This is a genomic window from Paenibacillus sp. P4_A7, assembly GCF_056402455.1.
On sequence record NZ_JBFUHJ010000150.1, the window covers coordinates 1 to 11971 of the forward strand.

Consider the following 11971-nt stretch of genomic DNA (forward strand, 5'->3'; position numbering starts at 1 on the left):
TCATTGATGTGGTAAACAACCACCATCTCATAGAAGCAAATGCAGGAGTAAACGGTACGATTAGTCCTAGCGGAGCAGTTGAGGTAAATGACGGTGCAGATCAGACCTTTACGATCACGCCAAATAGCGGATACGACATTGATACCGTCACGGTTGATAATGAGAAAGTTACGGTGACTAGCAGTGTCTATACTTTCAAGAATGTAACAGGAAGCCACTCGATCAGTGTTAGTTTTAAACCTCAATATGTATACAACCCAGGACCTATTCAAGTTAATCCGGATATACATGTTGTTACATCTCAGGATTTTAACAATTCTTCGGTAAATGGAACGGTGACGATTCAGGTTAAGGGAGATAAGAAACGGATCACACTTCCGTTCAACACCGCTGAGCTGCTTGGGAAAAATCAGCTGGTCATTCAGTTGGATAAACTCTCATTAACTTTGACACCTGAATTAATCAAACAGTTGACTGAACAAGTACCGACAAGTGATCTGAAGGATAGCAGCATCAAGCTGGAAATCATTCAACTGACCGAAACCGAGGCGAGTGCTTGGCTGGCCAAAAATCAATCAGGCGGTCAGACTCAGATCAAACTTTACGGTTCCATATTCGATTTTAGTTTATTCATCGAAACAAAGGACGGCAAGAAGAGGAGCCTAACGAAATTCGATAAACCGATTGTCATGAAAATGAAAGTCGATCAAATATCGAGTCCAAGCTTGACTGGCATCTATTATCTCGGTGACGAAGAAGGACTAGTGTATGTTGGAGGAAGACTTCTCAACGGTGAAATGGTTGCTGAATTACACCATTTCAGTAAATACACTGTACTTGAAATGAAAAAGGTATTTGCAGATGTTCCTTCCTCTCATTGGGCAGTAGATGCTATTGAAGCATTGACGTCCAAGCAGATTTTGAAAGGAGATAGCGAGACGACATTTGGTCCAGAACGTCATGTAACTCGTGCCGAATTTGCATCCATGCTTGTAAGAGGCTTGAAGCTGTCCGCAAAGAGTGAACAGAAATTTAGTGATGTAGCATCTGATGCTTGGTATGGCAAAGATGTTTCGATTGCTTTCAACGCGGGCATCGTAACAGGAAAAAATGCAGCCATCTTCGATCCAGAAGCACAAATTACGCGAGAAGAGATGGTTACCATGATGATGCGGGCTTATGTCCTATATAAAGGAACTAAATTGGACGGAAGTACCTCTTCATCGTTTACGGATGAGACTGACGTATCCTCCTGGGCGCTCGAGTCTGTTAGGGCGGCGGCGACACTCCAATTAATCGAAGGACGTAAAGCGGGTAAGTTTATCCCTAACGGAGTGGCAACTCGCGCAGAGGCCGCAATGATTTTGCTAAGAGTATTGAAATAAGGACAGCAAGAATGTGGATCACACTTCAAGTTGATGGTATTTGGAAGTAGCTCAAACTAGGAGGCTGTTGAATTGAAAAAAACAAGGTTAGTTCTTTTAATAACTGCGCTCACATTTTCGATAATAGCAGCGGGCTGCGGTCAGAATCAGCCAACCGTTAATGTTGGGAAGGAAAGTCCCAAGTCCACAGATGCGAGTAAGCCTGAAACCGTAAAGAAAGTGAAAGTCAGAATGACTTACTGGAACAAGGAGGATGGAATAAAGACGTTCCTCCAGCTGGTGAAGGATAAACTGCCGGATGTGGAGCTTGAATATCAATTTATTGATAACAAGCAGTATACAGATATTCTAAAAACACAACTCGCTGCTGGAGAAGGCCCAGACGTTATCGGGGGAATGATGACGGACCCGAACATGGTTAAAGCCGGATATTTCGAAGATTTAACGGCACGTTTTAGTGGGAAATACTACGAATCGGGCACGGAGAATGTGACCTATGACGGCAAGCTATATGGCTTGCCTCAAGCAAGCTGGTTCAATGGTATCTTTTATAACGTGGAATTATTTAATAAATATGAATTGAAAGTACCTACAACGTTAGATGAATATTTCTTAGTCGCAGAGACGTTTATCAAAAATGGAATTAAACCTCAAGCCATTGGCCTTAAAAATATGAATGTAGCTTCACAATCTTTTATCGCTTTGGCGATGAATGACTATATGGGGCTGCCGGAAGGAAAAGCGTTCAATGATGGCTTCGGCAAGGGTGAGCTGAAGATGGCGGATGTGTTGGAGCCTGCGCTTACGACTTGGTCGGAGTATATGAAGAGAGGCATTTTTACGAAAGAGATGTTAGGACTGGAAGAGGAGCAAGCCATCGATGAATTCACGAGCGGGAAAGCAGCGATGTTCCAATCAGGTCCATGGTACATGGAGACGTTCAAGGCTAAGGCACCAGACATGAAGATTGATATGTTTCCGAATTTAGGAACGAAGGGCGGGCCCGGCTGGATGATCGGGGGACCCGGCGTTTCCTTCGGGATCAATGCGAAATCCAAAGTGAAAGAAGCAGCTTATAAAGTGCTTGAGCTATTATCTACAGCAGAAGGTCAGCAGGCTTATTGGCAGGATAACCAAGGCGGTTCATCGTATTTGAAAGGTGTGGTATTCGAAATGCCGGCAGAATACAATGGTGCGCAAGAAGCGTTTAAGGCCGGGAATGTGTTCTATCCACCTAATGTTTGGGGCGTAGGCCGTGATACAACCTTTGCAGAGCTTGGCAAGGGGCTTCAGGATTTATTGGCTGGCAGCAAAACACCGCGTCAAGTTCTCGAAGCAGCGGATAAAAAGCAATTAGAGATGCTGTCTAAATCTAAATAAGCGAGAGGTACAACATGCATTAAGGAAGGAGGCATAACATTATGCCTCCTACTATCTTACAAACAGAAGGTTGATCCCCCGGTGAAAAAAATAAACTTGTTTAAACACGAGACGAGTTACTTTCTCATGCTGCTTCCCGCACTTGTCATCTATTGTGTATTTTTTATAGTACCTACGCTTAAAACCTCCTGGTACAGCTTTACCAATTGGTCGGATGTTGTCCCTGTAGATGTAAAATTCGTTGGGTTAGCCAACTATATATCGCTGTTTAAGGATACTGTTTATTTAGACGGCATTACGAATACGCTCATTTACGCTTTTTTTACAATGATAGGGCAAAATGTTTTGGCCATTCCTTTAGCTGTTATATTGCATAAAAACTTAAGAACGAAAAATCTACTGCGCGCTGCCTTCTTCCTTCCTGCGGTGTTCAGTGTATTAGTTATAGGTTTCCTTTGGAATTTCATGTATTCACCATCTGACTTCGGTTTAATCAATCAGTTTGTAGAAGCGCTTGGATTCAAACGTATTAATTTCCTTGGGGATCAGCACCTTGCGATTTACTCCGTCATTTTTACGCAAATATGGCAGTGGGTCGGTTATACAATGGTTATTTATTTGGCGAATATGCAAAGTATTTCAATCGATTACTACGAAGCTGCAAAGATTGATGGCGCGAATGGAGGGCAGGCTTTTAGGTATATTACATTACCACTGCTGCTTCCAGCCATTACATTTAGTACGGTTACCGGCATGATTAGCGGCTTGAAGGTATTTGATATTATTTACGCACTAACGGGTGGTGGGCCAGGGCATTCTACCGAAACGATTGTATCGCTTATGTTGAAAAAAGGGCTCAGTGAAGGGTTTTACAGCTACGGGGCTGCTTTTGGTATTGTCTTTGTCATTATAGTAGGGACTATTACTGCTATTCATATGGGTATCATTAGACTGTGGGAGAGGCGGTGAACATGATCAAACGAAATAGAAGAAGAGACACTCTCCTGGAAGTGATCATGATCGTCCTAGCAGCGATTTTTTTGATTCCCATTTACTACTTAATAGTAACGACGTTTAAAACACCAGATGCTGCAGTTGCTCATCCGATGGGTTTGCCTATGGATATTACGCTGGATAATTATATTAGCGCCTTCAAAGCAATGAATTATATGCAAGCTCTTACTAACAATCTAATTATTACGGTATCTTCGGTTATCGGCATTATTGTTTTTTCTTCAATGGCAGCATATAGTCTCGCAAGACGGAAAACCCATATCAATCGAATAGTGTTCTTACTCTTTATGGTGGGAATGATGGTTCCATACCAGATGGGAATTTTGGCTTTATATAAATTGGTTAGCCAAATGGATTTAATGAATACTCTAACTGGCGTAATATTGATCGAAATATGCTATAGCATACCGTTCTCGATCTTCTTGTTTCGAGGATTTATAGTAGCTACGGTCCCTATAGAGCTGGAGGAAGCAGCTAGAGTGGATGGCAGCGGTGTGTGGCGGGTATATTGGCAAATTGTATTTCCACTGCTAACTCCGGTAATTGCAACTGTAGCCATACTAAATGCCCTAGCTACATGGAACGATTTTATGACACCGCTATTGTTCTTGCAATCTAGAGAGAAGGGAGTGCTTCTTCTGGAGGTATTCCGGAACATCGGACAATTTTCCGTAGATTGGACAAATTTCTTCCCGATGATGTTTCTTGCTGTTGCACCGCTGGTTCTTTTCTATATTTTTATGCAAAAATATATCATTCAAGGTATCACAGCGGGCTCTGTTAAGGGCTGAAAGCTTCGTGGAGCGATTCTTCTAATTTTGAAGAGTCGTTTTTTTTATTTATAAGAGGTTTGATAGGAGATTTGAGTGGATATTGTACATTCAAACAGCTTAAATTCCATCTTTAAATGAGTTTGAATGGAAAAGATACAGTTAAATAGGTCGTTAGAAGCTTTATATCTGTGTAACAGGCGATTAGCCTGTATGAAATACAGTCAAAGGTAAATACAACGGTTTTGATGTAGTTTTGATTGTATAAAATACAGTCAAATCCGAAAACAGAAGAGAACAATAGAGTAGGCTGATCCAATTATCTGTAAATCGCTGATTTTTGGCAAAGCTAAGGTTTTACTAATAAATATTCTTATCTATCTCCATGAAATGATCGCTCTCGCCGAAGAGAGCGGACACAACTGTTTATTCTCATTGGATAATTACCCCTATAGTTAGTCTGCCATAAATGGTAAACTATAGAATAAACATAGGCAGTTATGTAGAGAGATGATAAAGCTGTGATTTCATGCATATACGATTTATGTTCTAGTTTGATTTGAGATTGAGTTACAAATGTCGATAGGCTATAGATTTAGTGAGCGGTCCATCGGAAAGATGGAAAGCTTGTTTTTTTAGACGGATAGTAATATGTGCGAGGCTAAAAAGCGTAGGAAGAGTGGAGTTTTGGAATATGATTGCTCAAGGTTTAATTATTCAGGATGGTAGAGTTCTTATGGTCAAACAATATGTTGAAAGGGGAGATATGGTATGGAATTTTCCTGGTGGTGGAATAGAAGAAGGTGAAATACCTGAAGAAGCATGCATTAGAGAAGTGAAGGAAGAAACGGGCTATAATATTCAAATTATTAAGAAGTTATACGATGAAAATGGGAAGTATACGTTTTTGGCTGAAATCATCGGTGGTACACTTTTTCTAGATGAAACAATGGCGTATAATCAGGATATTATTGAGGTTAAGTGGGTGAGTTTGGAAGATACAGAGAAGTTCGATGCTTATACGATCCCGATTATATGTCTTTATCAAAGGCTAATCTTATAACATAAAAAAACTGGCCCATTCAGGATCGCAGACATGTCCGGACTAGATGTTCTGTAAACAGGCGATACCGAGGAGGAATGAACATGTACACAAAGCTGGAGATTATTAATGAGGTTGCGGTTCAGGTTAAACAAATTGATCAACTATATAAAAGTAGAATCATTAATTACAAAGGTAAAACAGTCGATACCGATGAACATTTTACGGAAGTAATTGCTGAAGAGTTGTTGAAAATAGATATCAAAAAGCGGTTGGAAAACATAAATGAAGTGGTTAGAGAGAAAGGGTATCGCGTGGTATCACATAATGGGGTTGTTACTCCCCAACATAACGAAGAAAATTCTAATAGGAAAGAAGAAAGATACGCTATCCAATTATTCAATTTGAGCAAAGGTGGAAAAGTATTTAATCATATTGGTAGAATTCTAGATTATCAAATCCCACTAAAAAATAGTATTGCTGATAAGGGACTCGGTAAGATTGATTTAATCTCGGTGACTGATGAACATATATTTCTACTTGAATTAAAAATAAAGGAAAACGAGGAAACCATTTTAAGATGTCTTCTTGAAATATCCACGTATTACCAGCAACTATCAAAGTCCAAATTTTTGGATAGTTATTCAAATGAATTCGGAAAACTAACAGAAAATAGTATAAAAAAAGCAATATTGATTGTTAACAGTTCTCCCCAGCATAAGGAGATGGAAGAACTTCGAAGCGGCGAAAGAAGATATCTAAAGATGCTTATGGATGCATTGGAAGTGGAAGTTTTTTGTATGGATCCTGAAAGTCAGTACGTACAAAAACTATAAAATTCATAGGGTGAGAGCTATTTGTTTAAAGAAGATAGCTCTTTCTTAGATGTGTGCTTTCTTTGCACCATCGAAACCGATAGTGAAGCCGGTCGGCATGCCATCAATTAAGCGATGGAATGCCGGCCTGTTTTATTAATGACTGTGACAAAGAAGAGGTTGGTTAAAATTCACCCTAGTTTTCGTTATTAATCGCCTATCCGAGTGGATAAAGGGACCCGTATAATCACAAATGAAAGCGTTTACCTAATTTGCGTAATTTCTAACTAGAAAGGGGTTATTGAGATGGCGACGACCAGAGGAACAAAACGTTTTATATGGGGATTTTTAATGCTGTGGGTCTTATTGATGGTCATATTTACTTTTAATGATTTGAGTGTATCCAAAGCATTATACAATGAGGAGCATTCTCGGTTCGGTTGGTTTTTTGAGGTGTATGGGGAGCACCCTGCTTTTTTAATCCTATTTGCAGCGGGTAGTATTCTTTTTAGTACAGTTCGAAATGATCGGTTGGTTAAAAAGATAGTAGTTCGTCTGGTATCCGGATTATTCATCCTTCTTAGTGGATTTAGTATCGTATATATTGCCCTCATGCGTGGATACGAGCTGGATGGAGGTAACGTTATGCTCATCTGTTTAGCTATATCCGTATTGATAGCAACGCTGTCGCAGTGGCTGTTGAGGCGTGTACCTGTTGATAGTCTAAGCCAGTATAACCGGGCTGCATGGGCAGCAATCGCTATCGTTTTCGCGGAGATTATGGTTGTAAATGTACTCAAGATTTTTTGGGGCAGAATGCGTTTCCGCAATATGGAAGGGGATTATTCACAGTTTACTAGTTGGTTGCTTCCGCAAGGCATTCAGGAAAGTGGCGTTACAGCTGAAGCGCATAAATCATTTCCTTCTGGTCACTCTGCCAATGGCTGGACGATGATGGTGTGGATGCTGTTTATGCCTTTCGTAAGTAAATGGCGTAATATTATGCTTGTCATTGCGTTGGTGTGGGGACTATGTACATCGTTTAGTCGTGTTATTATGGGCGCTCATTTTGCAACAGATGTATTGTTTGGTGCTTTTATCACGATCACATGTATGCTGCTGCTATGCAAGCTTTTCAAGGTTGATCTGTATCCTGATATTCAGAAGAACTCCTCCGTTTTACTAAAAGATAAAAATGCACCCTATATAAGATAAAAAACGGACAGTATTAAAGGCAGTGTAAAGTTACAATCCAATTGAGAAAGCGCTACCAAATAGACGTGAGGAGATGCAAGCATGAATCAAAATCAAATGCCATGGAAAGAGCGTATTAGCTACGGTCTAGGCGATACTGCGTCAAATCTGATTTTTCAAATGACAACGCTTTATCTCATGTACTTCTATACGGATGTATTTGGTCTGAACCCTGCAGCGGTAGCTATATTGTTTCTTGTTGCACGTGTTATAGACGCGATTGCCGAGCCGTTCATTGGTGTAATGATTGATCGTACTCAAACAAAGTGGGGCAAATGCAGACCCTATTTCCTCTGGCTTGCTGTTCCTTTCAGTGTTACTTCCGTACTTATGTTTTTGACGCCGGATTTTGGCGATACGGGTAAACTTGTATACGCATACATTTCATACACAATGCTCGGTATTATGTATTCTGGTATTAATTTACCACTGTCTGCGATCCTGCCAAGTCTGACTAGCAATTCTAATGAACGTACAGTGATCAACACGGTTCGTATGGTGTTCGCCGTGATTGGAGTTGTTATTGTAAGCGCTGGAACAATGCCGCTTGTTAATGCTTTCGGCGGAGGGGATGAAGCAAAGGGCTTTCTTGTCACTATAATATTGTTCTCGGTCATTGCCCTATTGCTCTTTCTAAACATGTTTGCTAACACCAAAGAACGTGTAAAAGCGATTGATGAGAAACCGCTTCCGCTGAGTGTTGGAATCAAGGCGCTAAAAGGAAATACACCTTGGCTGATCATGTTGCTGCTGGGCCTGTTCCTTTGGATCACAACTTCTATTCAAGGACAGACGAGTATTTATTACATGACCTATTATATGAAAAAGCCGGAGCTCATTCCTATTGTGAATTCGATGCAATTGTTGATGATAGTCTCGATGGTGTTCGCCCCGCTTGCTGTGAAAAAAATCGGCAAAAGAAACACTATCTTATGCGGATCTGTTGTTTCTATCCTTGGCTACATTATTGCTATTTTTGGGGGGAATGCACTTTCTGTTCCATTGCTTTTGTCAGGGCTGCTTATAAGCGGACTTGGCATGGGAGTAGGTGCTGGTCTTATATTTGCCATGATGGCGGATACGGTTGATTACGGCGAGTGGAAATCCGGCGTGCGGGCACAAGGACTTCTTTATTCGGCTTCAAGCTTTGGGGTCAAAGTCGGAATGGGACTTGGTGGAGCGCTTGGAGGCTGGATATTATCGATGGGTGGTTATGTGGCTAACAACACAGCGCAGTCAGAATCTGCTTTAGCATCGATTTCATTTAACTACCTAGTGGCACCGATTATCGGTCAAATCATCATGATTATTCTGTTGTTGTTCTACCGTCTTGATAAAATTCAACCGCTCATGTCTCGTGAACTCGAGGAACGCCGAAACGCATCCGTTGTTTAATTATTAAATAAACCTAAGAGAGAGGTAGCAGAAATGATAGATTTGAAAGTAAAGCCCTTTTATTTAGACGATGAAGGAATTGAATGGGTAAAACAAACATTAGCATCCCTTGACTTGGTATCTAAAGTCGGTCAGCTGTTTTGTCCGATCGGGTTCACTGATGACAAGGAGCAGCTTACATTTTTGACGAAGGGCATCAAAATTGGCGGTATTATGTACCGTCCCGGACCGGGGGAAGCGGTGCAAGAAACGCATCGTTATTTGCAGGATTCCTCAGACATTCCGCTTCTAATTGCAGCAAATCTGGAGGCAGGAGGCAACGGATCTGCTGTAGATGGCACTTTCTTCGGAAAGCAGCTGCAAGTGGCGGCGACAGATAACACTGAGATGGCGCGTAGGCTGGGCATTATTGCCGCTCGGGAGGGTGGTGCGGTAGGCTGCAATTGGGCCTTTGCACCAATTCTCGATATCGACTACAATTTCCGTAATCCGATAACCAACATAAGAACGTTCGGCTCTGATCCGGAGAGAGTAGCTCGCATGAGTAAGGCGTATACAGAGGCCATTCAGGAGCATGGAATGGCTGTGTCCATTAAGCATTTTCCAGGAGATGGCGTTGACGAAAGAGACCAGCATTTATTGACGTCTATCAACTCACTCTCGGTTGAAGAGTGGGATGCTACTTTTGGCAAGGTATATGAGGATTGTATTGAAGCGGGTGCACATACGGTCATGGTGGGGCATATCGCTCATCCCGCTTATTCCAGATTATTACGTCCGGGGATTGAGGATTTGGAGATTATGCCCGCAACACTGGCACCGGAGCTTCTTAACGATCTATTGCGTAAAAAGCTCGGCTTTAATGGTTTGATCTCTACCGATGCTACGCCGATGGCGGGATTTACAATGGCAATGAAGCGGGAACTTGCGGTTCCGACATCAATTGCAGCTGGTTGTGATATGTTCCTTTTCAACAAAAATATAGAAGAAGATTTTTCATTTATGATGAAAGGTATTGAGAACGGTATTCTGACCGAAGCACGGGTGAATGAAGCAGTTACACGCATCCTTGGGGTTAAAGCCGCACTGGGACTTCATAAGAAGCAACAGCAAGGCACACTCGTTCCGGGAAAAGAGGCGCTGGCAGTTCTCAGATGCGAGGAGCATGTGCGTTGGGCGAAAGAATGCGCAGATGAGTCGGTTACACTGGTGAAGGATACGCAGCAGTTGCTGCCAATCAGGCCAGAAATTCACAAACGTCTACTTATCTTCACCCTAGGGGGTGAGGAAGGTTTATTTGGCGGGACGGATATTGCACCTTACTTCATTTCGAAGCTGGAAGCGGAAGGTTTTGATGTAAAACTATTCGATAAGAAGAAAATTGATCTCAGCGCTATGTTTGGAGGTGTTAAGGAGCTAACGGAACAATACGATGCTGCGGTCTACCTCTCAAACCTTGAGACACACAGTAACCAAACGGTTGTGCGGATTGAATGGGCGCCTCCATTTGGGACTGACATGCCTTGGTTCCTTCCAGAGCTGCCAACGATGTTTATTTCTGTGGCGAATCCTTATCATTTGTTGGATGTACCTCGCGTCCCTACATTCATAAATGCTTATTCGCCAAACGATTATGTGGTAGATGCTCTCATCGACAAGCTTGTAGGGCGCTCCTCATTCAAAGGTATAAATCCTGTTGACCCGTTCTGCGGCTATTGGGATACACGCTTGTAATCAGACAGGCTAGAGAGGGGGAGGTATCATAAGCATCACAGCGGTTATATTCGATTTGGATGGGGTCCTGGTTCATACGGATCGTTTTCACTTTGAAGCATGGAAGCGGATGGCTGATGAGGAAGGTATTCCGTTTGATTCGTTAATCAATGATCGATTGCGCGGCGTAAGTCGAATGGAGAGTCTGGACATCATTCTCGAAAAGAGCCGACGAAGCTATACCCAGGCTGGAAAAGAAGAATTAGCTAATCGGAAAAACACATATTACCGTGAACTGCTTCAGCATTTGACGCCTGCCGATGCGGCTGAAGGGGCGCTTGAGTTTATTGTTTCGTGTAGACGGCAAGGGGTGAAAACGGCCATCGGTTCGTCCAGCCGGAATACCCCGTTTATTCTGGAACGACTCGGACTGGCGCATCACTTCGATGCCGTAGCCGACGGCAATCAAATTGCACGAAGTAAACCTGACCCGGAAGTCTTTCTGCTTGCGGCGGCATATCTGGGTGTTGATCCGTCAAATTGTCTCGTCGTAGAAGACGCCGAATCTGGACTTATTGCCGCCGAACGTGCAGGAATGATGACGGCAGCCATTGGAGCAGCGTATGACAGCCCGGCTGCGAATTATAGGTTTCAGCATTTTGCCGAACTGGCAGAGATTATGTTTGGATAATATAAAGCGATTGAGTAGGTTAGACCTATTCGATCGTTTTTTTTCTTGTGTGAATAAAAATGAAAGCGCATTACATTTACCATATGATTTAGAAGTACGAAGGATTATAATAGGACGTATTCAGAGTAAAAGGAGGGGGACTATGTGCAAAGCTACACCTACGAAAATATTGAGCCGGATGATCATCTTCCCGTTCACTTGTTTTTGCACAGTACCCATCAGGTTCCGAACCATTGGCATGACAGCATAGAGATATTATTCGTACTTAAAGGGAAGCTTCAACTGTTCACGAAAGACAAATATACGGATCTAAATGAAGAAGATTTGTTTCTGATAAATGCCAATGACATTCATGCAATTAATGCTGAGGAGAATAACTTGGTTCTGGCGCTTCAGATTCCGACATCATATCTTGTTCAAGTTGAACCTCAGATTGATAGGATGTCATTTCAATGCAATTCTGCGGCTTATGGCATGGAAGAGCAGTATAAATTTGATGAGCTTCGTACGCT

The 11971-nt window shown here is 42.1% G+C and carries 11 protein-coding genes; all 11 read left to right on the forward strand.

The features are described 5' to 3' along the window. Window positions 1-1385: S-layer homology domain-containing protein (locus AC1DWN_RS17875; protein WP_477560262.1), on the forward strand; the 1385-nt coding region annotated here is incomplete at its 5' end. A 72-nt stretch (window positions 1386-1457) separates the two neighbouring features. Beyond that, a complete protein-coding gene (locus AC1DWN_RS17880; protein WP_477560263.1) occupies window positions 1458-2765 on the forward strand; it encodes an ABC transporter substrate-binding protein in 1308 nt (435 codons plus the stop codon). 81 nt (window positions 2766-2846) lie between these two features. Continuing rightward, a complete protein-coding gene (locus AC1DWN_RS17885; RefSeq protein ID WP_477560264.1) occupies window positions 2847-3734 on the forward strand; it encodes a carbohydrate ABC transporter permease in 888 nt (295 codons plus the stop codon). 2 nt (window positions 3735-3736) lie between these two features. Continuing rightward, window positions 3737-4570, forward strand: a complete 834-nt coding sequence (locus AC1DWN_RS17890; RefSeq protein WP_477560265.1) for a carbohydrate ABC transporter permease — start codon at window positions 3737-3739, stop codon at window positions 4568-4570. A gap of 673 nt (window positions 4571-5243) precedes the next feature. After that, entirely contained in the window at window positions 5244-5612 is a 369-nt protein-coding gene (locus AC1DWN_RS17895) for an NUDIX domain-containing protein (protein WP_477560266.1), read from the forward strand. 83 nt (window positions 5613-5695) lie between these two features. Then, window positions 5696-6427 carry a hypothetical protein gene (locus AC1DWN_RS17900; protein WP_477560267.1) on the forward strand — a complete coding sequence of 244 codons (732 nt, stop codon included), beginning with the start codon at window positions 5696-5698 and terminating at the stop codon, window positions 6425-6427. A gap of 285 nt (window positions 6428-6712) precedes the next feature. Next, a complete protein-coding gene (locus AC1DWN_RS17905) occupies window positions 6713-7621 on the forward strand; it encodes a phosphatase PAP2 family protein (RefSeq protein WP_477560268.1) in 909 nt (302 codons plus the stop codon). An 81-nt stretch (window positions 7622-7702) separates the two neighbouring features. Next, window positions 7703-9055 (forward strand): glycoside-pentoside-hexuronide (GPH):cation symporter, encoded by a 1353-nt coding sequence (locus AC1DWN_RS17910; RefSeq protein WP_477560269.1) that lies wholly within the window; start codon window positions 7703-7705, stop codon window positions 9053-9055. Between the two features lie 33 nt (window positions 9056-9088). Then, on the forward strand, window positions 9089-10789 hold the full coding sequence (locus AC1DWN_RS17915) for a glycoside hydrolase family 3 protein (RefSeq protein WP_477560270.1): 1701 nt from the start codon (window positions 9089-9091) through the stop codon (window positions 10787-10789). A gap of 28 nt (window positions 10790-10817) precedes the next feature. Beyond that, window positions 10818-11459 carry a beta-phosphoglucomutase gene (gene pgmB, locus AC1DWN_RS17920; protein WP_477560272.1) on the forward strand — a complete coding sequence of 214 codons (642 nt, stop codon included), beginning with the start codon at window positions 10818-10820 and terminating at the stop codon, window positions 11457-11459. A 144-nt stretch (window positions 11460-11603) separates the two neighbouring features. Then, window positions 11604-11971, forward strand: a 368-nt coding sequence (locus AC1DWN_RS17925) for a cupin domain-containing protein (RefSeq protein WP_477560271.1), incomplete at its 3' end; no start/stop codon positions are given.

Coding starts and splice junctions, on each gene's coding strand:
- AC1DWN_RS17890 (WP_477560265.1), top strand. CDS start 3,737: ATGATCAAACGAAATAGAAGAAGAGACACTCTCCTGGAAGTGATCATG.
- AC1DWN_RS17895 (WP_477560266.1), top strand. CDS start 5,244: ATGATTGCTCAAGGTTTAATTATTCAGGATGGTAGAGTTCTTATGGTC.
- AC1DWN_RS17900 (WP_477560267.1), top strand. CDS start 5,696: ATGTACACAAAGCTGGAGATTATTAATGAGGTTGCGGTTCAGGTTAAA.
- AC1DWN_RS17905 (WP_477560268.1), top strand. CDS start 6,713: ATGGCGACGACCAGAGGAACAAAACGTTTTATATGGGGATTTTTAATG.
- AC1DWN_RS17910 (WP_477560269.1), top strand. CDS start 7,703: ATGAATCAAAATCAAATGCCATGGAAAGAGCGTATTAGCTACGGTCTA.
- AC1DWN_RS17915 (WP_477560270.1), top strand. CDS start 9,089: ATGATAGATTTGAAAGTAAAGCCCTTTTATTTAGACGATGAAGGAATT.